21 protein-coding genes are annotated in these 22,534 nt (G+C 58.2%); 12 read left to right on the top strand and 9 right to left on the bottom strand.

Annotation, left to right across the window (positions count from 1 at the left end; all coding sequences use genetic code 11):
- Positions 1-256: 256 nt before the first annotated feature.
- The 4 genes from moaB to AXW11_RS18500 are packed head-to-tail and all read left to right on the top strand — an operon-like array spanning position 257 to position 2,761.
- Positions 257-829 carry a molybdenum cofactor biosynthesis protein B gene (gene moaB / locus AXW11_RS18515; RefSeq protein ID WP_036203020.1) on the top strand — a complete coding sequence of 191 codons (573 nt, stop codon included), beginning with the start codon at positions 257-259 and terminating at the stop codon, positions 827-829.
- A gap of 3 nt (positions 830-832) precedes the next feature.
- On the top strand, positions 833-2,047 hold the full coding sequence (locus tag AXW11_RS18510; protein ID WP_036203017.1) for a molybdopterin molybdotransferase MoeA: 1,215 nt from the start codon (positions 833-835) through the stop codon (positions 2,045-2,047).
- Entirely contained in the window at positions 2,044-2,313 is a 270-nt protein-coding gene (moaD, locus tag AXW11_RS18505; RefSeq protein WP_051946533.1) for a molybdopterin converting factor subunit 1, read from the top strand. The genes AXW11_RS18510 and moaD overlap by 4 nt, the downstream gene beginning before the upstream one ends.
- 1 nt (position 2,314) lies before the next feature.
- Positions 2,315-2,761 carry a molybdenum cofactor biosynthesis protein MoaE gene (locus AXW11_RS18500; protein ID WP_036203014.1) on the top strand — a complete coding sequence of 149 codons (447 nt, stop codon included), beginning with the start codon at positions 2,315-2,317 and terminating at the stop codon, positions 2,759-2,761.
- A gap of 217 nt (positions 2,762-2,978) precedes the next feature.
- Here AXW11_RS18500 and trxA read toward each other — a convergent pair whose 3' ends face one another.
- Positions 2,979-3,305 (bottom strand): thioredoxin TrxA, encoded by a 327-nt coding sequence (gene trxA / locus AXW11_RS18495; protein ID WP_007153552.1) that lies wholly within the window; start codon positions 3,303-3,305, stop codon positions 2,979-2,981.
- A 373-nt stretch (positions 3,306-3,678) separates the two neighbouring features.
- On the opposite strand from trxA, the gene ppx reads away from it, so the two are divergent.
- Positions 3,679-5,190: an exopolyphosphatase gene (gene ppx / locus AXW11_RS18490; protein ID WP_085681705.1), complete on the top strand. Its 1,512-nt coding sequence runs from the start codon at positions 3,679-3,681 to the stop codon at positions 5,188-5,190.
- Here ppx and AXW11_RS18485 read toward each other — a convergent pair.
- Positions 5,187-7,142 carry an ATP-binding cassette domain-containing protein gene (locus AXW11_RS18485; RefSeq protein ID WP_085681706.1) on the bottom strand — a complete coding sequence of 652 codons (1,956 nt, stop codon included), beginning with the start codon at positions 7,140-7,142 and terminating at the stop codon, positions 5,187-5,189. The genes ppx and AXW11_RS18485 overlap by 4 nt on opposite strands.
- A 48-nt stretch (positions 7,143-7,190) precedes the next feature.
- Here AXW11_RS18485 and AXW11_RS18480 point away from each other — a divergent pair, with 48 nt between their 5' ends.
- From AXW11_RS18480 to bamJ, 3 genes are all read left to right on the top strand, one after another.
- Positions 7,191-7,721 (top strand): DUF2390 domain-containing protein, encoded by a 531-nt coding sequence (locus AXW11_RS18480; RefSeq protein WP_091642217.1) that lies wholly within the window; start codon positions 7,191-7,193, stop codon positions 7,719-7,721.
- Positions 7,715-8,101 carry a hypothetical protein gene (locus AXW11_RS18475; RefSeq protein ID WP_036203003.1) on the top strand — a complete coding sequence of 129 codons (387 nt, stop codon included), beginning with the start codon at positions 7,715-7,717 and terminating at the stop codon, positions 8,099-8,101. Before AXW11_RS18480 ends, AXW11_RS18475 begins: the two co-directional genes overlap by 7 nt.
- A gap of 105 nt (positions 8,102-8,206) precedes the next feature.
- A complete protein-coding gene (gene bamJ, locus AXW11_RS18470) occupies positions 8,207-8,917 on the top strand; it encodes a BamJ family beta-barrel-assembly machinery protein (RefSeq protein WP_036203000.1) in 711 nt (236 codons plus the stop codon).
- A 73-nt stretch (positions 8,918-8,990) separates the two neighbouring features.
- Here bamJ and AXW11_RS18465 read toward each other — a convergent pair whose 3' ends face one another.
- Together AXW11_RS18465 and AXW11_RS18460 are read right to left on the bottom strand one after the other, a co-directional pair.
- Complete coding sequence (locus AXW11_RS18465) at positions 8,991-9,473, bottom strand: Rsd/AlgQ family anti-sigma factor (RefSeq protein WP_041332608.1); 483 nt, start codon at positions 9,471-9,473, stop codon at positions 8,991-8,993.
- 89 nt (positions 9,474-9,562) lie between these two features.
- On the bottom strand, positions 9,563-10,069 hold the full coding sequence (locus AXW11_RS18460; protein WP_036202995.1) for a disulfide bond formation protein B: 507 nt from the start codon (positions 10,067-10,069) through the stop codon (positions 9,563-9,565).
- 161 nt (positions 10,070-10,230) lie between these two features.
- Here AXW11_RS18460 and AXW11_RS18455 point away from each other — a divergent pair, with 161 nt between their 5' ends.
- On the top strand, positions 10,231-10,683 hold the full coding sequence (locus tag AXW11_RS18455; protein WP_085681708.1) for a flagellar basal body-associated FliL family protein: 453 nt from the start codon (positions 10,231-10,233) through the stop codon (positions 10,681-10,683).
- Positions 10,684-10,719: 36 nt separating this feature from the next.
- Here the strand turns inward: AXW11_RS18455 and rmf are convergent, their stop codons facing one another.
- The 4 genes from rmf to AXW11_RS18435 form a co-directional block, all read right to left on the bottom strand.
- Positions 10,720-10,932 (bottom strand): ribosome modulation factor, encoded by a 213-nt coding sequence (gene rmf / locus AXW11_RS18450; RefSeq protein WP_036202988.1) that lies wholly within the window; start codon positions 10,930-10,932, stop codon positions 10,720-10,722.
- 153 nt (positions 10,933-11,085) lie between these two features.
- Positions 11,086-12,639, bottom strand: coding sequence for a glutamate--cysteine ligase (gene gshA / locus AXW11_RS18445; RefSeq protein WP_091642214.1), 1,554 nt, complete (start codon positions 12,637-12,639; stop codon positions 11,086-11,088).
- Between the two features lie 68 nt (positions 12,640-12,707).
- Positions 12,708-15,038: a Tex family protein gene (locus AXW11_RS18440; protein ID WP_091642212.1), complete on the bottom strand. Its 2,331-nt coding sequence runs from the start codon at positions 15,036-15,038 to the stop codon at positions 12,708-12,710.
- Between the two features lie 47 nt (positions 15,039-15,085).
- Positions 15,086-16,822, bottom strand: coding sequence for an EAL domain-containing response regulator (locus tag AXW11_RS18435; RefSeq protein ID WP_075194994.1), 1,737 nt, complete (start codon positions 16,820-16,822; stop codon positions 15,086-15,088).
- A gap of 143 nt (positions 16,823-16,965) precedes the next feature.
- Here AXW11_RS18435 and rep point away from each other — a divergent pair, with 143 nt between their 5' ends.
- The 3 genes from rep to AXW11_RS18420 all read left to right on the top strand — a co-directional run bounded on the left by rep (position 16,966) and on the right by AXW11_RS18420 (position 21,902).
- Positions 16,966-18,984 carry a DNA helicase Rep gene (rep, locus tag AXW11_RS18430; RefSeq protein WP_075194993.1) on the top strand — a complete coding sequence of 673 codons (2,019 nt, stop codon included), beginning with the start codon at positions 16,966-16,968 and terminating at the stop codon, positions 18,982-18,984.
- Between the two features lie 105 nt (positions 18,985-19,089).
- Complete coding sequence (locus tag AXW11_RS18425) at positions 19,090-21,354, top strand: galactose oxidase early set domain-containing protein (RefSeq protein WP_075194992.1); 2,265 nt, start codon at positions 19,090-19,092, stop codon at positions 21,352-21,354.
- A 17-nt stretch (positions 21,355-21,371) separates the two neighbouring features.
- A complete protein-coding gene (locus tag AXW11_RS18420; protein WP_036202972.1) occupies positions 21,372-21,902 on the top strand; it encodes a hypothetical protein in 531 nt (176 codons plus the stop codon).
- 81 nt (positions 21,903-21,983) lie between these two features.
- Here AXW11_RS18420 and AXW11_RS18415 read toward each other — a convergent pair whose 3' ends face one another.
- Positions 21,984-22,397 carry a c-type cytochrome gene (locus AXW11_RS18415; RefSeq protein ID WP_036205573.1) on the bottom strand — a complete coding sequence of 138 codons (414 nt, stop codon included), beginning with the start codon at positions 22,395-22,397 and terminating at the stop codon, positions 21,984-21,986.
- Positions 22,398-22,534 lie beyond the last annotated feature (137 nt).

The raw sequence follows: 22,534 nt of genomic DNA, 5'->3' as shown, positions 1-22,534 counted from the left end.
CGGTGTAGATGGAGTCCGGAAAGGTACTGAAGCCAGAGACAGGAAGAACAACCGTTCGCCGGGCAAGAGCGATCATCAGCCACCTTGCGTACCAATGTCAAGTAATGTCGCGCACTTTTGAACCAATTTCTCTTTAAGGGGTCGCCCACAGCCTCCGCAAATGCCCCGTATCCCTCTGATGAATGTCTCCCCTTCCATTCATCATTCCCAATAGAGATACTGTTAGACAGACCTATAAAAACTTTGGAGAGCATCCATGAGTATCGACGCCACCGTCGAACTGAAACCCCTGAGTATCGCCCTGCTGACGGTGTCCGACAGCCGGGGTGAAGCAGAAGACTCATCAGGAAAGTTCCTGGAGAACAGCATCATTGAAGCGGGCCACCGACTGGTTGCCCGACGCATCCTGCCGGACGATGTCTATCTCATACGGGCGCTGATGTCCGGCTGGATCGCCGACCCGGAGATCAATGTGGTGATCATCACCGGCGGCACCGGCTTCCATGAGCGCGATAGTACGCCAGAAGCGGTCTCCCCATTGCTGGACAAGGCCATCGACGGCTTCGGTGAGGAGTTCCGCCGGCTTTCCGCCAGCGAGATTGGCTCTTCCACGATTCAGTCCCGAGCCTTTGGCGGATTGGCCAATCACACGGTGATTTTCTGCCTGCCCGGTTCAACAAGTGCCTGCCGCACCGGCTGGAACGGCATTCTCGTCAGTCAGTTGGACAGTCGCCACGGCCCCTGCAACTTCTCAGACCTGGCCCTCGGCAAACCGGACAAGCCTCTCAGCCGGATCGACCAGGTTATTGGCGAGCGCTCGGAGCGATAATCCATGGCAAGCTCTGACCTGACTCCCGTTGAAGAAGCCATTGACCATCTGGTTGCCCGGGCGCGCCCGATCACGCGCTCGCAAACCGTGGCACTGACAAACAGTCTGGACCGGGTTCTGGCCCGGGACTACACAGTTCCGGCGGATGTACCACCAGCGGATAACAGCGCCGTCGACGGTTACGCCGTGCGTGCCGGGGATCTTGCTGGCGGGGAACCACTACCGGTGTCCGGGCGCACAGCTGCTGGTGAAGAACGCCTGACCCTCAAGCCTGGAACGGCCGTGCGTCTTTTCACCGGTTCGGAAATCCCCTCAGGCGCGGACGCGGTCATCATGCAGGAACGGGTCAGCGTTTGCGGCGACGGTATCACCGTCAATGGGCCTGTCAGCGAAGGCCAGAATATCCGTCGCCGTGGCCAGGATCTGGCTCAGGGCGAGCTGGCATTGGCGGCGGGCACCAGGATCCGCCCCCAGGAAATGGGCCTGCTGGGCTCCATTGGTACGGCAGACGTTGCCGTGTACGCAAAACTGAAAGTCGCCGTTCTCACAACCGGTGACGAGTTGGTGGATCCCGGACAACCACTGGGGCCTGGACAGATCTATAACAGCAATCGCTACACCCTGCTGGGATTGCTGGCGAAAGCAGGCTGCGAGGTGGTGCTCTGTGAGGCCCTGAAGGACGCTCGGGAAGCGACCCGCAAGACTCTTGAGCGGGCCGCAGCCGAGGCCGACCTGATCATCACCAGCGGCGGCGTGTCGGTGGGCGAGGAAGACCATGTTCGGGCGGTGCTGGAGGAATCTGGCAACCTGTCCCTGTGGCGGCTTGCCAGCAAACCTGGCAAACCAATGGCCTTCGGTACGATTGGCGACACGCCGGTGCTGGGCCTGCCCGGCAACCCGGTGGCCGTGCTGGTCAGCTTTATGGTGATGGGCATGCCGTTTATTCGCGCCTGCCAGGGCCGAACGGGGGTTACTGGTGGCGGAGAACAGATCCCGGCCGGATTTTCGACGGAGAAGCCCTCAATTCGTCGACAATACGTCCGTGCCCGCAAGAGCATTGGCGATGACGGCCTTATGATCACGGCCTATCCCAACCAGAGCTCCGGCGTCCTGAGCTCTGCCTGCTGGGCTGACGGATTGGCTGTGGTACCTGAGAACACGACCATTAACCTCGGTGACCCTGTTACCTATTACTCGTTTGCGGAGCTGCTGGAATGACCATGGCTACGGATAATTCTATTACGGTGAAGTTCTTTGCCCGCCTGAGGGAGGAACTGGATACAAGCACGCTGACGGTTGAGGCCCAACCCGGGCTGACTGCCGGTCAACTGCTGCACAGCCTTGCTTCTAAAGGGGGAAACTGGGCCCAGCTGGACGGCGCGCAACCGGTGATGATTGCGGTCAATCAGGTAATGACCAAGCCTGACAGGGCGCTACAGCCCGGTGATGAAGTGGCCTTTTTTCCGCCAGTGACAGGAGGTTGATGTGATCCGCGTCCAGCAACAGGATTTTGACCCGGCTGAAGAGTACCGTGCCCTTCGGAACAGCGGTTCCGGCACCGGGGCCATCGCGACGTTTACCGGACTCGTTCGGGACAGTGGTGACCTGAGCGGTGTGACGGGGCTGTTTCTGGAGCACTATCCGGGGATGACGGAGCAGGTTATCGAGGGGCTGGTTCATGAAGCCTCACAACGCTGGGATGTGCGGGACGCGCGGATTATTCATCGGGTGGGATCGCTGGCATTGTCTGATCAGATTGTGTTTGTGGGGGTGTGCAGTGCCCATCGTGGTGATGCATTTGCGGCCTGTGAGTTCATCATGGATGCACTAAAGACGTCGGCGCCGTTCTGGAAGAAGGAGATCACGGGCGACACGGAGCACTGGGTTGAGCAGAAGGCTGCTGATTTGGATCGGACTCAGAGCTGGGACTAGCGCTCGACGCCGCATAGCAAGACGGCAAGCAATGACGAACACCCCTTCCGAAAAACGCTTTGAATACGTCCGTGTACGCTTGGGCTCCGCCATCCATGGCTCCGCACATTTTCGGAAGGGGTGTTCGTCATTACTCGCCTGATTGGTTGTTGGCCTGGCAATAAAAAACCGCCCGTGAGCGTTTGCTCAGGGGCGGTTTTTGGCCAACTCGCAGCAATCAGAGGTTGCTGTCGAGGAACGCAGCCAGCTGTGACTTGGACAGTGCGCCTACTTTGGTGGCGTCCACGTTGCCGTTCTTGAACAGCATCAGGGTGGGGATGCCGCGGATGTTGAATTTGGGCGGGGTCTGCTCGTTTTCGTCGATGTTCAGTTTGCAGACTTTCAGCTTGCCTTCGTACTCTTCAGCCATCTCTTCCAGGACTGGCGCGATCATCTTGCATGGGCCGCACCATTCTGCCCAGTAGTCGACCAGTACCGGTACGTCTGACTGCAGTACATCCTGCTCAAAAGAGGCATCTGTAACGTTTACAATATTTCCGCTCATTTCAGTTTCCCGATTCGTGCACCCACCAGCGGCTCTGGCCGCCTGAATGATGCTGTTGACTGTTCTGACAGTTGCCGCAAAAGGCTTGGGGCAACCGATTTCCTAAATTATTGTAAGCCTTACTTTACGCGATTGGTCAGGCGTATGTGAAGCGCTTCGTTCCACCCCGGCACTTCGGATTACCCTCATCCTGAGCAATACCGCCCCATTGCGTTACACCGCATATCGCTTATAGTAATCCCCAGGCATGGTGGTTAAACGTCCACTTTCGCCCTGATAACAATGGTTACATGAACGCTGCCGAGTTTCCGGCATGCAGTCTTTCAAGCTCCCTTCCCTCTATTTAGGGCCTGGCAGAAGGAATTCATTACACGTGACGGCCAACTCTTCCGCCACCCCGCCAGAACTGCTCGCTGCAATCGATATGGGCTCCAACAGTTTCCACATGGTGGTCGCCCGCCTGGTTCACGGTGAGATCCGCACCCTGGAGAAGATGGGGGAGAAGGTACAGCTCGGTGCCGGGCTGGACAGTCATAACCGTCTGACCGAAGACGCCCAGGAACGTGCCCTGGCCTGCCTTAGCCGTTTTGCCCAGAGGCTTCAGGGCATGCCACCGGAGGCGGTTCAGGTGGTGGGCACCAACGCGTTGCGGGTGGCGCGCAACGCCCATGAATTCATGACCCGGGCGGAAGAGGTGCTGGGATACCCGGTGGAGATCATTGCCGGCCGGGAGGAGGCCCGTCTGATTTACCTGGGCGTATCACACACCCTGTCGGATGACAGTGGCCGGCGACTGGTGATTGACATCGGGGGCGGTAGTACCGAGTTTATCATCGGGGAACGCTTCGAACCCCAGGAGCTCGAAAGTCTGCACATGGGCTGCGTGTCGTTCCGCAACCGATACTTTCCTGACGGCAAGATCACCCGCAAGCAAATGGATAAGGCCGTTACCCACGCCGAACAGGAACTGCTCAACATCCGTCAGCATTTCCGCAACAAGGGTTGGCAAAGCGCTGTAGGGTCATCCGGCTCAATCAAGGCGATTGCCAGCGTGTTGACCAGCCTCAGGATCACGGACGGCACCATCACCCTGGACGCGATGATGGAACTCAGGACCCGGCTGGTCGACATGGGCAAGGCTGAGAAACTCGGCGACCTGGGCGTCCGCGCCGATCGCCAAAGTATCTTCCCCGCGGGGTTTGCGATTTTGATGGGCGCGTTCCAGTCGCTGCGGATAACCGAAATGACGTTCGCTGATGGCGCCCTGAGGGAAGGCCTGCTGTACGACATCGCCGGCCGGATTCAGCACGAGGATGTAAGGGTACGAACAATTCAGGCCCTGCAGGAACGCTACCACGTAGACCAGGAACACGGCAGCGCGGTGGAACACACCGCCATCGCGGCCTGGAGACAGGTGGCGAGCACTTGGGAGCTGAACACAGCAGTTGATGAAGAAGTGCTGCGCTGGGCCTGCCGGCTGCATGAAATCGGCCTGACCATTTCACACAGCCAGTACCACAAGCACGGCGCCTACCTGTTGCGGTATTCCGACCTACCAGGCTTCAGTCAACAGTTTCAGCGCGATCTGGCAACCCTGGTTCGTGGGCACCGGCGCAAGTTCTCTTCCGCCATTTTCGACGGGCTGAACCCCGAAGACATTCCCCGTCTACGCTACCTGTGCGTGCTGGTTCGACTGGCAGTGCTATTGCAGCATCCGCGGAATCATGAGCAGCCGCCCGAATTCCGCCTGCACCCGTCCACCAATGGTCTGGCCGTGGAATTCACTGAAGGGTGGCTGGATGAACGCCCGCTAACCCTGGCCGATCTTGAAAACGAACGGGATTACCTGGCCAAACAGGATTTCACCCTGGAGGTGAAATTCTAGGGCGTTAGCTCTGCCTCAAGGCTCTCGACCGTTTCGCTGATTTCAAGCCATTCGGCTTCTACCTCTGCCAGACGACTCTTTGCTGCGGCCTGTTGACCCAAAAGCTCCTTTAGCTTCTGCTTACCCTGATCGGCATAGAGCTCCGGCTCTGAAAGGCTCTGCTCCAGTGTCACCAACGTGGACTGGAGCTGATCCATCTCTTTCTCCAGAGCCCCCTGTTGCTTGCGATAGGGGCTAAGTTTCTGGCGAATGGCCGCCTCCGCCCGCTTGCGGGCCTTGCGATCTTCGGCGTTCTCACCCGCACCACTATCCGCAGCCAATGCGTTACCGCCTGCGGCCTGGGCCTCACTACTTTCCCGGCGCGGAGCTTCGGTTTCGTCCTTGCGACGGTCCGCCAGCCAGCGCTCATAGTCTTCCAGGTCGCCTTCGTATTCCGTAACCCGACCCTCGTTCACCAGCCAGAAGTCATCAACCGTGTTACGCAGCAGGTGACGATCATGGGAAACCACCACAATCGCCCCCTCAAAGTTTTGCAGCGCCATGGTCAGGGCTTGACGCATCTCCAGGTCCAGGTGGTTGGTGGGCTCGTCCAGCAGCAACAGGTTGGGCTTTTGCCAGGCAATCACCGCCAGCGCCACACGGGCCTTTTCACCACCGGAGAATGAACGAATAGCACTCAAGGCCTCGTCGCCGTGGAAGTCAAAGCCTCCCAAAAAATTACGGACACTTTGCTCGGAGGCTTTCGGGGCCAGCCGCTGCAGGTGCAGGAACGGGCTTGCGTCCAGGTCCAGCGACTCCAACTGATGCTGGGCAAAATAACCGATCGCCACATGTTCTCCCGTGGTCCGCTCCCCCCGCAACAGGGTGCTTTGCCCCCGCAGGGCATCCATCAACGTGGACTTGCCCGCACCATTGGGGCCCAAGAGACCAATACGACTGCCCGGCAGCAGTGACAAGTTGATGCCTTCGAGTACAACGGCGTCGCCATAACCCGCCGCGCCGTTACGAATCGACATCAGCGGATTGGACACTTTATCGGCTACCGGAAACTCGAAACTGAACGGGGAATCCACATGGGCCGGAGCAATCTTTTCCATGCGCTCCAGCGCTTTGACCCGGCTCTGGGCCTGGCGGGCTTTGGTGGCTTTTGCTTTAAAACGATCGATGAAACGCTGGATCTCGGCAATTCTTGCCTGCTGGCGCTCATACCCGGCCTGCTGCTGGGCAATGCGCTCACTGCGCTGGGTCTCAAATGATGAGTAATTACCCGTATACAGGTCCAGCCGCCGCTGGTCGAAATGCACCAGGTGAGTCGCCACACGGTCCATGAAGTCCCGGTCGTGGGAAATGAACAGCAGGGTGCCCTCGTACCGCCGCAGCCAGTTCTCAAGCCAAAGACAGGCGTCCAGGTCCAGGTGGTTGGTGGGCTCGTCCAACAACAACAGGTCGGACGGGCGCATCAACGCCTGGGCCAGGTTGAGGCGTATCCGCCAGCCGCCGGAAAACGAAGACACTGGCCGATCAGCGTCGGCATCCGAAAACCCCAGACCTCTCAGCAACGCTTCCGCGCGGCGAGGCGCAGACCAGGCTTCATGGATGTCGAGCTCGCCATGAATACGGGCAATGCGGTGATCGTCACCCCGCTCTTCGGCGTCAGCCAACTCTGACTCCATGCGTCGCAGATCATAGTCGCCATCCAGCACAAAATCCCGGGCCGTGCGGGACGAGGCGGCCACTTCCTGAGCCATGTGAGCGATTCGGCACCCTCCGGGCAAAGACGCACTGCCCTGCTCCGGCGCCAGCTGCCCCAGCAATAACTGGAACAAACTGGACTTGCCAGCGCCATTGGCACCCACTATCGCTACCCGTTGGCCGGGCTGGATGGTCAGGTTGACGGCTTCTAGCAACCAGACGCCACCTCGTTGTAAACTGAGATCGGTTATCGTAAGCATAACGTAATGGTATCAAGGAACGTTTGATAAGGAACCGGCCTGGCCCCTATGGCGTGTAGCGGTAGCAAGATACCTGAGGATGCAGATCCGGAAAACCCATTGTGGCGGTTTGCCTGCCGTTTCTGGGAGTCCTCTGCAGCACGGGATGCGTGCCTCGGCCTGCAGGACCGAGGCTGGAGCGTTACCCGGATTCTCTGCGCAGCGTGGCTGGCCACCTCAGGCAACGTGCTTCCGGGCACTGAGAGCGCGCAGGTAACCGCATGGCGGCGCCAAGTCACGGAGCCGCTTCGATCAGCGAAGAAAACCATTACGAAGAATGACCCCGGCACTGCTATTGTAAGAGAGTGCATCGCCCGTAGCGAACTTGAAGCGGAACGGGTGGAGTTGGCCTTGGCCTATCAGGCTCTGGTTTCAAACAAACATACAGGCAGCGGTGAGGCAACAATGGCCAATCTGGCCCTCAGCAACTTGCTCGCCGCAGCACCAGAGAAGACAATGGATAACGAGACCGGCAGCTTGCTGGACATTTTGACCAGAGAACTGTCGACCCTCGTTGAAGGAGATAACAAGCCATGTTGATGAAATGGCTAATCCGGCTGGCGTTTCCCGCTCTCGGCGTCCTGGTGGCACTGATGTTTTTCGGCCTGAATGACCCCGCCGAAACCACCAGCAAACCCGCAAAGGCCGAAACCAACGCCGAAATTCCCGCGTTTGAGGGCCTGGTTCCCTCACCGGTTCCAACTGAAGGGCCCGACATCGTCTTCAAGTGGAAGGATAGCGACGGCAGCTGGCACTACGCTGACAAGCCACCTGCGCAAGGGCCCTGGAACGCACTGGCAATAGAGCGATCTGAAAGCAAGAGCGTACGCCCGCCCGTGTCCGACTCGGAAACCGATTGGCAATCGCCCTATCGCGCACCTTTTTCGCTCGGCCCTGACACTGCCAATAACGGTAGTTGAGATTACTCCCTTCCTTAACACATGTTCAGTGGCATCTGGCGACAGAACCCGTTACCTTTTGTGCGTTCCCGATCATTCAACGCAAGCTTAACTAAGGACGATGTAATGAGAAAAACCCTGATCGCACTGTCTGTGGCCGGTGTCATGGCAGGCTGTTCTTCTTCCCAGGAAGCGGTTCCGGAAGATCCGGCGCTGGAATCCACGGATGAGAAAGTCAGCTACGGCATGGGCCTGGTCATGGGCCAGAGAATGAGCAACGACCTGCCGAACCTTAAGATGGAGCAATTCCTCCAAGGCATTCAGCACGGCCACGACGGCGATGAAGAACAGACGCGAATGAGCCGTGAGGAAATCCAGGAAGCCCTGATGGCCTACCAGACTCAGCTCCAGGAGCAGGAGTCGGCCCAGGCGGAAGAACTGGCGAAGAAAAATCAGGAAGCCGGGGAACAGTTCCTCGCGGAGAACGCCAAACGCGACGGCGTCAAAACCACGGAATCCGGCCTGCAATATGAAATCCTGGAAGAAGGCGATGGTGAAAAGCCGACGGCCGAAGACCGCGTGCAGGTGCACTACACCGGCGAGTTGATCTCAGGCGAAGTGTTCGACAGCTCCCGCGAGCGCGGCGAGCCGGTCACCTTTGGACTGAACCAGGTCATACCGGGCTGGACCGAAGGACTGCAACTGATGTCTGAAGGCAGCAGGGCGAAACTCTACATTCCTTCGGAACTGGCTTATGGGCCTGGAGGAAACCAGCGGATCGGGCCCAACGAAACCCTGGTCTTCGACGTGGAACTTCTGGAAATCAATCCGGAATAAATAAGCCGCTTGGCAACAACGGCCACTCCCCCCATCTCCTTTTGGAATCGGGGGGAGGTTTCAAGCCTTCACCTCAAGCCGACGACATTACCTTGTCAGCATGAGCATTGTGCAGATGCTCAATCAGGAAATCTTCCATCTCAAACCGGCTTTCCAGAGTTTCACCGAGCTCTGATAGCTGCTGGAACAAATCGCGAACTTCGCTCTCCGTCAGCGACTGCCCGTTAAGGCGATCGTTGAAATTGAGTGCCGTTTCCGTGGTCTGCTCAATTTTCGGGTACAGCTTTGCCGCCAGCTCCAGTCCACCGTCGTTAAATTCACGGGCTTCCTGAACCAATTGCTCGTAAATTTCGAAGTGCCCTGCCGACACGTAATCCACCAGCACCTCACACAGCTTGATAAATTTCGTGCGCAGCGCCTCTGTCTGGGAATAGTCCGTCGTACCGGACAAATCGCAGTAGTGTACCAGCAGTTCCTGCCTTTCTTTCAGCCAGCGATCAATCAGCTCGCTGACGCCACCCCAACGCTCCCTGGCATTACGGCAATTATCCAACATGACGCCTATCTCCGGTTACCGCGTTCTGGTTTGATTTCTGTTGTATCGAAACTCAAGTTACCCCATGCCAGCGGTCGGTCGCAACCGTTTCATCCCTGTATCCATTCCGGCTTTCTTGGGGGCCGGAACAGCATCACCAGGCCGACAATCACCAGCAACAAGAAAAAGATGGCCGTCCAGCCAGGAATACTGAGCCCCAGGAAACGCCAGGTCACTTCGGCGCAATCGCCCGTGCCTTTCAGCGCCGTGGTCAACACCTCCATCCAGGGCAACACATCCAGCATGTAATCCACCGATGGCCCGCAGGCCGGCACCTGATCCGCCGGCAGGCTTTGAAGCCACAGTTGTCGGCCCGCCATCGCCAGGCCAGCACCGGCGCTGACAGACAACAATAACCCATAGACCCTTGCACCGAACCCATGGGGGCCATGGAGCGCTGCCAGGAGGCTGACGATGCCAGCGGCCATAAAACCGAATCGCTGCAGCCAACACAGAGGACAGGGCTCCAACCCCATAACGTGCTCCATGTAGAAGGCCACGCCAAGCAGCCCGGCGCACAGCAGGAATATCAGAAAGAAAACGGCTCTGGAGTTCAAAGGGGTACCTCGGGTTAACGTTCAGGTCAGTCTGTCGCCCGCCTTGGGCGGTAAAGCATCGGATGCTGCAACCGCGCATCGAGCCTGCTATTCTCCCAGCATCAGGTGGCGGCTGCGTGCGCCCAGCCACTTAACCTTAAACCAATACGAACTTCAAGCCTATGACACTTAAGCCAAAGTACCTTCTGCTGGCCCTGTTTTTTGCCTTTCCCCTGGCTCCAACCGCCTTTGCCCAAGAGGAAGAAGGGGGAGACGAGACACAGGAAGAGCAGGAAAAGGAACCAGCCATCACGGACTACATCGAAATGGATCCGCCCTTTGTCACCCACGTGGGGGACCCGGGCACCAAACTGACCTATCTCAAGGCAGCGGTTACCATCAGGGCGTCGAAGGAAACCACCCGTCCGGCGGTGGAGGCACACATGCCCAGGCTACGTCATGAGCTGGTGATGCTGTTCGGGGAGCAGACTGACGCGGAACAGCTGTCCTCGACAGAGGGACAGCAGTCGCTGCGTGAAGAGGCCACGAAGAGAATAAACACGGCCCTGGAAGAGCAACAGACCGGTGAGAGCATTACCGGTGTGCTGTTTACGGAGTTCGTTGTACAGAAGTAATACAACGGCCGGGTGAGCAGGCGGCAAGCACAGGTATCAGGCGATGCGGGAGAACAGGTCGTCGACCGGCCGCGCCTCATTGGTAACCTGTTCAGCGTCTTCCCATCCTGCTTCCCAGGCGGCAACAACAACTTCTCCGCGATAGGGACAGCGGCTGCGTTCCATGCCCATAGAGGCGGCCATATAGCCCTGGCGATAGGCTTTATTCAGGGACTCAACATCCCACCCTAACTTGATGTCTCTGGCCATACCGGTTCTCCCTTTACCTGTAGCCACCATCAGATGCTGTCACTCTGCTTACAGAAATTAACAGCGCTAACCGAAGCTGACAAACGTTAATTACGTTTCTGTGCGACAGGTCCGGGGAGAGTGTGACGCCCGACCGGGAGGGGCACTCCCGGTTCAGGATTGCAGGTATTGCTCCAGGAATTCTCCGAATGGCTGGTTTTCGGCTTGCTCCATTTCATCCTGCTCGGAAAGCGAATCAGCGGTCATTTTGTCAAACGCCGCCATCACATCCGGCGACAGCCCTTCCCCTCGCAGCGTTTGCTGGTGCTGCCTGGACATTTCCAGCCCCCATTCCCGATGACCCATGCCGGAAGCTTCCATGGCTTCAAGCACCTTCGCTGAAGGTAACTCACGCGGATCGTCGAGCTTGGCACGCTGGTCATCCAGCGCTCGCCGATAGGTGGAATCTCCGTTCAAGCTGTCCAACTGTTCTGCAAGGGGGGCAAGACGGTCCATCAGGGCAATGGCAGCGTCACCGACCCGGCCGCGTTCACCGGAGCGACAGATCGTCAGGTCCGGATTCCGGCCCCTAGCCACCACATCCTGGTAATTGTCATCCAGGCGATCGCATTCGTCATCGTCAATGCGGGGGCTGTCTGACAGCAGGCAATCCAGCAGGAACAGGTCAAGAAAATCGATCTGGCTTTCGTTAACGCCAACCGGGGAGAACGGATCCAGGTCCAGGCAACGCACCTCAATGTACTCCACGCCCCGTGACTCCAGGGCCTGTATCGGCTTTTCCCCACGCTCGGTGGTGCGCTTTGGCCGCACGGCGCTGTAGTACTCGTTCTCAATCTGCAGCACGCTGGTGTTGATCTGGATGAATTCGCCGTCGCGCCGGGTTCCCATCTTTTCGTAAGCTGGCCACGGGGTATGAATCGCCCTGAACAGAGTGTCGGTATAGGTCTTCAGTTCATTGAAACAGATATTCAGCGATGCCTGAGCGTTGTTGTGATAGCCCAGGTCGCCCATGCGCAGCGATGTGGCCTCGCGGCCATACCAGGTATCATCGCCGAACCTGCTCAGGTCATGACGTACACCCGCCACAAAGCTGGCATCCAGCGCCGGAGAAGCGCCGAACAGCAGCATCAGCATCCAGCTGCGACGACGGAAATTGCGGATCAGCCAGAAATACTGGTCCGACTTGAAGTCCTGCAGGCTTTGTTGGTTACCAAGGGCGTCCTGCCAAAGCCTCCAGAAACTGTCAGGCAGCGACAGGTTGTAGTGGGCGCCAGCAATGCTTTGCATCATGCGACCGTAACGCACGGCCAGCCCCTGGCGATACACATGCTTCAGGCGACCGATATTGGCAGTGCCATACTCGGCAATGGGAATGCTCGCGTCGCCGTCCAGCTCACACGGCATACTCGCGGCCCAGAACACCTCATCCCCAAGATTGCACTGAACGAAGCGATGGGTATCCCGGAGCGAATCGAGCATCCCTCGCGTGGTATCGAACACCGGGGTAATCAGCTCCAACAAAGCTTCGGAGTAATCCGTGGTGATACGGGGATGAGTCAGTGTGGAACCCAGCGAGCGGGGGTGCGGAGTCTGTGCGATAAAGCCGTTGCGATCGACCCGCAGGCCTTCTTTCTCAACGCCTTTTCGAAATCCGGCCCATTGGTTGGCCGTGAACTGCTGAAAAAGCTGATGGCGGGATTCACCCATGAATGACTCCTGCTTGAATGGCCGCCGGGAACACCGGCGGCCATTACGGTAGTGTGTAGCGGCGCGGGTTAACGGCCGTCTTTGCGGGCCGACGCCAGAGCCTGTGCCAGCGCTCCGGCCATGGCACCCTTTTGCCCGCTGTCTGCGCCCTTGTGGCGGTCATTTCTTGCGGAAGGTTTGCCACCTTTACTGCTGGAGCCGGCGCGGTTGTCGGATTTCTCCCCGGGCTGGTCATCCATACGCATGGAAAGCGCAATCCGCTTTCTCGGGATATCCACGTCCATCACTTTCACCTTGACGATATCCCCTGCCTTGACCACTTCCCTCGGATCTTTCACGAAGGTATTCGACAACGCAGAGATATGCACAAGGCCATCCTGATGGACGCCGATGTCCACGAACGCGCCGAAGTTGGTCACGTTGGTGACCGACCCTTCCAGCACCATGCCCGGCTTCAGGTCATTGAGGGTTTCCACTCCTTCCTCGAAGCTGGCAAAGCGGAACTCCGGCCGGGGGTCACGGCCCGGCTTTTCCAATTCCGTAATAATATCCTTTATGGTCGGCAGACCAAACTGTTCGGTGACATAGTCCTGCGGGTTCAACGAGCGCAGGAAATCGGCGTCGCCGACGATACCTTCAATCTTGCGATTGTTCTGGCGGGCAATAGCCTCAACCACACCATAGGCTTCCGGGTGCACCGACGAGCGGTCCAGCGGATTGTCGCCCCCCGCAATGCGAAGGAAACCGGCCGACTGCTCAAAGGTACGATCACCAAGGCGGGACACTTTAAGCAACTGCCTGCGATCACGGAACACGCCATTCTGGTTACGAAAATCGACGATGTTCTGGGCAATACTCTGGTTCAGGCCGGACACTCGTGCCAGCAGGGGGATGGATGCGGTGTTGAGATCCACACCAACACCGTTAACACAGTCCTCCACCACGGCATCCAGGCTGCGGGCCAGCTGCACCTGAGACACGTCGTGCTGGTACTGCCCCACACCGATGGACTTGGGTTCGATCTTCACCATTTCCGCCAATGGGTCCTGCAACCGGCGGGCGATGGAGACCGCCCCGCGAATGGTTACGTCCAGGTCCGGCAGTTCGCGGGAGGCGAATTCAGAGGCGGAATAGATCGAAGCACCGGATTCGCTGACCACAATCCGCGCCAGCTTCAGCTCCGGGTAACGCTTGCTCAGGTCCGCGACCAGCTTTTCGGTTTCGCGGGAGGCCGTACCGTTACCAATGGCCACCAGTTCAATGCGGTACTGCCGACACCAGCTCGCCAACTGTTCAATGGACTGGTCCCACTGGTTGCGGGGCGCGTGCGGGAAAATACCACCGTGCCCCACCACCTGGCCGGTGCCGTCGATGATGGCCACCTTCACACCGGTGCGCAGGCCGGGGTCCAGCCCCAGTGTGGCGCGGGGGCCCGCCGGCGCCAGTAACAGCAGATCCTTGAGGTTGGCGGCAAACACATTGATGGCCTCGGTTTCTGCCGCTTCCCGCACCTGGGCCATAAGGTCGGTTTCGATCTGGGTCGACAGCTTTACGCGCCAGGTCCAGCGCACCACTTCCGACAACCAGCGGTCGGCAGCACGGCCGTTGTCACGGATATGCCAGCGCGCGGCAATACGCTGTTCCGCCGGATGGGGCTGGCGACGGTCGTCTTCCGCATCGCCAACCACAATGGAGTAGGTAAGCACGCCTTCATTGCGCCCCCGGAGGATGGCAAGCGCACGATGGGATGGCACCTTTTTCAGCGGCTCGACATGGTCGAAGTAGTCGCGGAACTTGGCACCTTCATTTTCCTTGCCGTCCACCACGGTGACCTTGAGCTGCCCCTGCTGCCAGATAAAATCACGCAGCTCACCCAGGAGTTCCGCATCCTCGGCAAAGCGTTCCATCAGAATGTAGCGGGCACCATCAAGCGCGGCCTTGGTGTCGGTAACACCGGCCTCATCATTGACATAGCCTTCCGCTGTGCTCTCTGGCTCCAGCGTGGGGTCGTCATACAGGGCGTCGGCCAGGGGCTCCAGACCGGCTTCACGGGCAATCTGCGCTTTGGTTCGGCGCTTGGGCTTATACGGCAGGTAGAGGTCTTCCAGGCGATTCTTGGTGTCCGCCGAATCGATGCTGGCACGTAGTTCATCGGTCAGCTTGCCCTGCTCCTCAATGCTGTTGAGGATCGTGGAACGACGGTCTTCCAGCTCACGCAGATAACGCAGGCGGTCTTCCAGGGACCGTAACTGGCTGTCATCGAGCGAACCGGTGACTTCCTTGCGATAACGGGCAATAAAAGGAACGGTGGCGCCACCGTCCAGCATTTCAACGGTGGCATTCACCTGCTGTTCACGAACACCCAGTTCGTCAGCAATGCGCCTGATGATACTGTTCATGCAACCTCATCTGATGCTTACGAGTCAAAGCGCAAAGGTACAGCGGCTTATTGCTGCAGGCAAGCAGCGCGGCTACGGTTGTCCAGGAATTGCACAAGATCTGCCCATGGCATGGGGCGCGCGTAGTAGTAACCCTGAATTTCATCACAGTGTTGCTGGCGCAGGAATTCCAGTTGTCCTTCCGTCTCCACCCCTTCCGCCACCACGCTGATTTGCAGGCTGTGAGCCAGGCTGATAATGGCACGGATGATATGCTCGGCGTCGGCAGACTGCCCCAACTCCTGAACGAAAGACTTGTCGATTTTTACGAGGGATATAGGCAGGTGCTGAAGATTGCTGAGTGAGGAGAACCCGGTTCCGAAGTCATCCAGGGCAAAACTGATACCCAGTTGATTGAGCTCCCGCAGACATCGCTGGGCATATTCCGGGTCATGCATCATGGCGCTTTCCGTAAGCTCCAACTCCAACAGACTGGTGTCGATATTGGCATTGAAGATAATGCGGAAAATGGTTTCGGTCATCTTGCGATCATGGAACTGACGGAACGAAAGGTTCACGGCAAACACCAGCCCCGGGTGCCCGAGATCTGAACACTCCTGAAGACGCTTGCAGGCCTGCTCGATCACCCAGTAGCCGATAGGAACGATCAACCCGCTGCGCTCTGCCACTGGAATGAATTCGTCCGGCCCCACCAACCCCCTTTCCGGATGATTCCACCGGAGCAGGCACTCCACCCCCCGAACTTCTTCCGACGCGAGGTCGATACGCGGCTGATAATACACTTCCAGCTCATTGCCCCGCAGAGCGTTACGGAGATCCGCCTCCAGGCGCAGTTGGTATCCGGCCGTTATGTGCAACTGACGATCGTAAAACCGGTAACTGGTACCTGGGTCGCGCTTGGCTTCAAACATGGCTCGGTTGGCACGTCGCAGAAGGTTTTCCGGGCTGTCACCCGCTTCCGGGTAGGTGGCCACACCGAGGCTGGCGCTGACGACGACATTCTGGCCGTCAAGGCTGAATGGTTCACCCATCGCAGTCACGAGCTTGCGGATGATCTGGGTAATATCCAGGGAGTCTTCCACTTTCTCGACAATGATCGCAAACTCGTCGCCGCCAATGCGCATCAGCGAATCCACTCGCCGCAAATTCTGTCGCAGCCGTTCCGCCAGCTTCAGCATGATCTGGTCACTCTTCTGGTAACCGAAGGATTCATTGAAGCTGCGGAAATCATCCAGGTTGATGTGCAACAACGCCAGCCGCTGGCTGGCACGCTCGGCCCTCAGCAATGCCTGTTGCAGGCGATCGAAGAACAGGTCACGGTTGATAAAACCACTGGCCACTTCCCGGCCCAACTGGCCGTGAGCGGACTCCGAAAGCTGCTGCCGATACCAAAGACAGCGTACCGCGCGGCGCAGCCCCCACTCTTCCAATGACTGGCGACTCAGGTAGTCCGAAGCGCCATTGGCAAGCAGGTCAACAGCGCGCTCGGAGGCTGGCTCGGCACTCAGTGCCAGCACCGGTTTTTCGTTGCTGGACACGGACAGGTACTGCAGGAAAGCGTCTTCGGAACCGCCATGAAACACACAGTCCCAGAGGATAACGTCAAAATGGGTATTGCGAATCAGATCATCGCAGTCGATAAGATCCGGGCACCAGGTCAGGTCCGGTTCCATTTCACAATCACGTGACAGGAGCGCACCCAGCCAGAGAAAATCCGCATACTCCGGCGTCAGCACCAGCAGCCGTACATGGCTGGGATTGGGTTGTTTTACTGCCAGGGTCATTAAGAAGCGTCCCGTTCCTCGTGATCAAACATCTCCGTTCCCTCAAGAATAGCTGATAGATCGTCAAGGTACAGCATGTCTGCCTAGTGTAGAATGTTTGCTTCCCAGGTTATCTCGGAATTTCCCGGATTGGCGCAATTATTGTGAACAAGCTCAACCCCCGACAGAGTGAAGCCGTCCGCTACGCGGAGGGTCCTATGCTGGTACTGGCTGGTGCCGGCAGCGGTAAGACCAGCGTGATCACCCGCAAAGTGGCTTATCTGATCGAACACCTTGGCATTCCAGGGCGTCATATCGCCGCCGTGACCTTCACCAACAAGGCCGCGCGCGAAATGAAAGAACGTGTCGGACGCCTGGTGGATCGCAAACTGACCCGGGGATTGATTGTTTCCACCTTCCATAACCTCGGGCTGAACATGATCCGCGAGGAGCACGAGCACCTGGGCTATCACCCCGGTTTTTCGATCTTCGATGCGGAAGATGCCAAGGCCCTGCTGCAGGACCTGATGATGCGCGAGGCCAGCGCGGATGCCGGCGATGAACTGTCTGACGTGCAGATGACCATCTCGTCCTGGAAGAATGCCATGCGCAGCCCCCAGGACGCCTGGAGCCGGGCCGCTGATGAGCGGGAGCAGCGTATTGCCATCATTTACCGCCACTACAACGAATACCTGAAGGCCTATAACGCGGTGGATTTCGATGATCTGATCCTGCTGCCGGTACAGCTGTTCCGCGACAACCCCGAGGTGTTGCAGAAATGGCGGCGAAAGATCCGCTACATGCTGGTGGACGAATACCAGGACACCAACCTGTGCCAGTACGAACTGGTCAAGCTGTTGGTGGCAGAACGGGCCGCCTTTACCGTCGTTGGTGATGACGACCAGTCGATCTATGCCTGGCGCGGCGCCCGGCCTGAAAACCTTGCTCAGCTCAAGGAAGACTTCCCTAGCCTCAAAATCGTCAAACTGGAGCAGAACTACCGTTCCACGGTTCGCATCCTTCGTTGTGCCAACACGGTCATTGCCAATAATCCCCACGTGTTCGAGAAAGCCCTGTGGAGTGATCATACGGTCGGGGACGAGCTAAGAATCGTCCGCTGCCGCAGCGAAGACGCGGAAGCCGAACGGGTGGCTACGGAAATTCTCGACCAGAAACTCAAGAAAGGCCTGGCTTTCCGGGACTTCGCCGTTCTCTATCGGGGCAACCACCAGGCACGGCTGCTGGAAATGAAACTGCAGGCTTACCAGATCCCCTATCACATATCCGGTGGCCAGTCGTTTTTCTCCAAGAACGAGATCAAGGACGCCATGTCCTATCTGCGTCTGTTGGTGAACCCGGATGACGACGCGGCATTCCTGCGCGTCGTGAACGTGCCCCGCCGGGAGATCGGCCCCCGCACGCTGGAACAGCTCAGCCATTACGCCCGCTCCCGCAACGTCAGCCTGTTTCGTGCCCTGGGCGATATGGGGGCCGAAACCCACGTTACCGAGAAGGGGCTGGACCGTCTGCGGCGCTTCGCTCACTGGGTGGACAACACCTGCGAGCGCCTGCACAGCGAAGATCCGATTCCGGTGATCAAGCAGTTGTTCACCGATATCGAATATGAGGAATGGCTACACCTGCATTCCGGCTCGCCAAAACAGGCGGAACGGCGAATGGAGAACATCTGGTATCTGGTGGAGTCCATCCAGCGCATGCTGGACGACGGCAAGGGTACGGCCGACGAAATGGGCATTGAAGACGCCATCAGCCGGCTAATCCTGCGCGACATGATGGAGCAGCGCGAAGAAGAGGACGACAGCGACAAGGTCCAGCTACTGACCCTCCACGCCTCAAAAGGCCTGGAATTCCCCCACGTGTTCATCATGGGTCTGGAAGAGGAAATACTGCCCCACCGCTCCAGCATTGAGGAAGGCAATGTCGAGGAAGAACGGCGACTGATGTACGTGGGTATCACCCGAGCCCGGGAAACCCTGACCCTTACGTTTGCCGCCCAGCGAAAACAGTACGGCGAAAAGCTGGAAACTATTCCAAGCCGGTTTCTTGATGAGCTGCCCGAGGACGACCTGAGATGGGAAGGCACCGGCGACCTGGACGTGGAAGCCAACCAGCAAAAAGGTAAGGCCACCCTCAGTGCATTACTCGGCGACCTCGGAAGCTGAATTTCACGTTTTTTCACAATCCCTGCAACCTTATGACCTCCTGATCCGTAACAGCCTAGGGAGCTTTGCTTCCGGCAAACACAAAAACAAGATCAGGAGAACACCATGTCCCGTCGATTCAATCGATTATCAAGCGTCACCGGTTCGCTGATTCTGCTCATCGCAGGATCAGGCACCGCCAACGCGGGCCTTCTCGGCAGCCTGCTGGGCGGCTCATCCGAGGACTCAACGACCCAGACTGAGGAACCGGCAGCTCCTGACAGTTACAACAGCAAGGGCACGTTCAGTGAGCCCTTTGCGGAACCCACCATTATTGTGGATGGTGAAGCTGTCGAAACGGACGAAAAATGCATTACCCGGGCTGATGGCATGGATGAGTGCAAACCCGCGGCCGGCACCATGGCACTTCTCAAAGACGGTCGCCTGCTTTACCTGAACGCCCTGGAAGGCACTGAGAACGTTGAGTTATCCATTGTTGCGGAATTTGGCGAAGTGTCCGTCAACGATCAGACCCGCGTTCTGTCGCTGGATGAAAACGACAATCCATCCTGGATCAAACCCTCTCCCCTGGACGCCGGCGCCAACCCGGATGGCAACGACAGTGAAACACTGCTGAATGGCACCGAGCTGGATGGCCTGCTCGATACCGCCGACAACACCAGCGCCAACGACGGCGCCCTGTTCTGCTCCGACGTCATCGGCCTGGCCAACGGTGATGTGATGGCCGTTGGCGGCACCGACTACTATTCCGAGCCAGGCATTGATGGCCTGCCTCTTGGGGTGGCGGAACTGGAAGGCATCAAGAATTCGAGAATATTCGACGAGGAGACCAACACCTGGCGCCAAAGTGGCGATATGACCTACGGGCGCTGGTATCCATCACTCGTAACCATGGGCAACGGCAACGTCTTCGTCGCCAGTGGTGTCACCAAGCTGCTGAAGCCAGTGTACCCGGATGAGCCACTGAACAGCGGACGCAACGTGGTGCAAACGGAGACCTACGACCCCTGCGCCGGTGCCTGGACGCAGAATCCGTCCACCGCTGATCGCTCCTTACCGCTCTATCCACGCATGCATCTGCTGCCGAATGGACACATCTTCTACAACGCTGGTGGCCAGGCCTTCAACCCATTCGGCCAGGGTTACGATCAGGCATTGTGGAACATTGTCGCCAGTTTCAACCCGGATACCCAGCGCTGGAACGACATTGGCTATGCCGGCCTCCCACTAAGGCTGGATGAAGCCGGGCTGGGTCAGTTGAGCAGCACCCTGAACATCACCAACCTGTCGCTTGATCAGGTCGGCTCACTGCTTGGCGATGTTCTTGACTCGCCCACGGATTTGCTGACCAGCGCAGCTGATCTTGGGGTATCTGAAGAAGATCTGCGCATGGCGATCGCCGGTGGTATGCGGGGCTCCACGTCGTCCACCATGTTGCCGCTGAAACCAGACGCCAGCGGTAACTACAATGAAGTGGAACTGCTGACCGCGGGCGGCGTACCCAGTTATGCAGTACTGACGAACCCCGGCGGCTACCTGCCCACCGACCAGACCCGCATCGATACTGTCACCACCAACGGCGACGAAATCGGCTACGAGTCGCGTTTGGCCGGCCCACTGAATCAGCCTCGCTGGTACGGCACAAACGTTGTGATGCCCGACGGCACCGTGATGGTGTTCAGCGGCGGCAATCGTGACGGTGTGGTAGCGCCCGGCCTGGAAGGCCCGATCCGCACCGCCGAGCAGTTCAACCCGGAAACCGGAGAATGGACGGAAATGGCTACCGGCCACCGCGCCCGCACCTACCACAACACTGCGGTACTGATGGAGGACGGCCGCGTTATGGTTGCCGGCCACTCACCAATCAACACCGCTTACCTGACGTTCGTGGATCTTCAGGATTTCGGACTCGCACCCTATGACGGCCGTGATCCGAGTTTCGAAATCTACACTCCGCCCTACGCCATGCGGGACGACCGACCCAAAATCAGAAGTGCGCCCAGCAATCTGACCATTGGCGACCGATTCAACATCAAGGTCGACCAGGTGGATCAGATCGACAAGGCCTTACTGATTCGCCGTACAGTCATGACCCACGTCATTGACGGTGACCAGCGTGCCATTGAACTGGTCATGGAGCGGGGCCCTGGCAACAAGCTGACTCTGACCATGCCCGACAACCACAACGTGGTGCCCGCCGGCGAATACATGCTGTTCGTCAGCAAGGACACCCCAGATGGCCGCGTACCCTCGGTGTCCGCGCCGATCACCGTGGTGAATGAGAATCTCGCCTGCATGGCGCCCACGCAGGTGGCCAGCGATACCACCACCAGCGGTGGCATCATTGAGTCAACCCTCGAGCTGCTGTGACCGTCAGGAGGGTTGTTATGAAACACATCGAACAGATCGGAGCTCGCCTGGCGGCCCCGGTGTTATTCGGCCTGGTGTCCCTGTCAGCCTCCGGGCTGGCAGGGGCCCACGGTGCACTGGAGACAGAGGACGTTCCGGACGGCATCGTAAAGGCTCGAATAGCCCATCAACCCGACATTCCCGGACTCAGTGCAATCATTCTGGATGCACCGCGCCCGGGCATATTGCTTCGATATCAAGGTGAAGAACCTCTGACCGTATTGGGCACGGACGGGGAGGCGTTTATACGATTTACCCGAACCGAAGTCACCGTTAATACGGAGAGCCCCAGCTGGAAAGCGCTACCAAACCAGTCGGCGGAAACGAGCCAGACGTCCTGGGTGACAATGTCTCAATCCGGCGCTTTTGGCTGGCTGGACTCCCGGCTCAATGTTCTGCATGACAGCAACAGCGCAGATGGGCCCAAAACCTGGTCAATTGCAGTGACAACGCCCAAAAACGGCACTGAGCGAATCGAAGGGCAACTGACCTATATGCCCATTCACTAACGGGCGAACATTCCGCTAACCAATAAAAAGCCCCCGTAATATCGGGGGCTTTTTGATCTACCGTGGGCCGGAGTACAGTTGCTACTGGCTGGCCTCAACCATGTGCTCGACGGCGCTCTCGATTTCCTCATCAGAGCACCCGGAACAACCGCCCTTGGCCGGCATGGCATTGAAGCCGTTGATTGCGTGATTGACCAGTGTGTCCAGTCCTTTTTCAATACGGGGTGACCATGCGGCTGTGTCGCCCTTCTTGGGAGCGCCTGCCGCGCCAGTGCTGTGGCAAGCGGTACAGGCTGCATCGTAAACGTCACTTCCAGAACGAGGGCCCGAGCTTGCGCTTGCAGATGGAGCAGCTGCCTGCCCACAGTCCTCACCCTGGACGCACACTTCGCCAACCGGGGCAATGCGAGCACGAATTTCATCTTCAACATTGGCCATTACGGCACCTGCGGTCAGGCCGAAACCAAGCAATACGGCAGCCAGGACTCTCTTCATCATCACAATGCACCTCACAATTGGGCGTTATAATCGTTAGTGCACGCATTATAGCGACTGCGGCAGGCCAAAAAAACCAAACTGCAAAATGAACCCCCGATTTCAATCAATTTTCGTTGCCATTTCGTAAGTCAGAG

The sequence above is a fragment of the Marinobacter sp. Hex_13 genome (assembly GCF_001566815.1).
GTDB lineage: Bacteria > Pseudomonadota > Gammaproteobacteria > Pseudomonadales > Oleiphilaceae > Marinobacter > Marinobacter salarius.
This window is presented reverse-complemented; position numbering and strand designations above follow the sequence as displayed.

What these genes read in the sequence shown, in the direction of transcription:
- moaB (WP_036203020.1), top strand. Translation starts at nt 257, where the DNA reads ATGAGTATCGACGCCACCGTCGAACTGAAACCCCTGAGTATCGCCCTG.
- AXW11_RS18510 (WP_036203017.1), top strand. Translation starts at nt 833, where the DNA reads ATGGCAAGCTCTGACCTGACTCCCGTTGAAGAAGCCATTGACCATCTG.
- moaD (WP_051946533.1), top strand. Translation starts at nt 2,044, where the DNA reads ATGACCATGGCTACGGATAATTCTATTACGGTGAAGTTCTTTGCCCGC.
- trxA (WP_007153552.1), bottom strand. Translation starts at nt 3,305, where the DNA reads ATGAGCGGAAATATTGTAAACGTTACAGATGCCTCTTTTGAGCAGGAT.
- AXW11_RS18485 (WP_085681706.1), bottom strand. Translation starts at nt 7,142, where the DNA reads ATGCTTACGATAACCGATCTCAGTTTACAACGAGGTGGCGTCTGGTTG.
- AXW11_RS18480 (WP_091642217.1), top strand. Translation starts at nt 7,191, where the DNA reads ATGGCGTGTAGCGGTAGCAAGATACCTGAGGATGCAGATCCGGAAAAC.
- AXW11_RS18475 (WP_036203003.1), top strand. Translation starts at nt 7,715, where the DNA reads ATGTTGATGAAATGGCTAATCCGGCTGGCGTTTCCCGCTCTCGGCGTC.
- bamJ (WP_036203000.1), top strand. Translation starts at nt 8,207, where the DNA reads ATGAGAAAAACCCTGATCGCACTGTCTGTGGCCGGTGTCATGGCAGGC.
- AXW11_RS18465 (WP_041332608.1), bottom strand. Translation starts at nt 9,473, where the DNA reads ATGTTGGATAATTGCCGTAATGCCAGGGAGCGTTGGGGTGGCGTCAGC.
- AXW11_RS18455 (WP_085681708.1), top strand. Translation starts at nt 10,231, where the DNA reads ATGACACTTAAGCCAAAGTACCTTCTGCTGGCCCTGTTTTTTGCCTTT.
- rmf (WP_036202988.1), bottom strand. Translation starts at nt 10,932, where the DNA reads ATGGCCAGAGACATCAAGTTAGGGTGGGATGTTGAGTCCCTGAATAAA.
- gshA (WP_091642214.1), bottom strand. Translation starts at nt 12,639, where the DNA reads ATGGGTGAATCCCGCCATCAGCTTTTTCAGCAGTTCACGGCCAACCAA.
- AXW11_RS18440 (WP_091642212.1), bottom strand. Translation starts at nt 15,038, where the DNA reads ATGAACAGTATCATCAGGCGCATTGCTGACGAACTGGGTGTTCGTGAA.
- AXW11_RS18435 (WP_075194994.1), bottom strand. Translation starts at nt 16,822, where the DNA reads ATGACCCTGGCAGTAAAACAACCCAATCCCAGCCATGTACGGCTGCTG.
- AXW11_RS18425 (WP_075194992.1), top strand. Translation starts at nt 19,090, where the DNA reads ATGTCCCGTCGATTCAATCGATTATCAAGCGTCACCGGTTCGCTGATT.
- AXW11_RS18420 (WP_036202972.1), top strand. Translation starts at nt 21,372, where the DNA reads ATGAAACACATCGAACAGATCGGAGCTCGCCTGGCGGCCCCGGTGTTA.
- AXW11_RS18415 (WP_036205573.1), bottom strand. Translation starts at nt 22,397, where the DNA reads ATGAAGAGAGTCCTGGCTGCCGTATTGCTTGGTTTCGGCCTGACCGCA.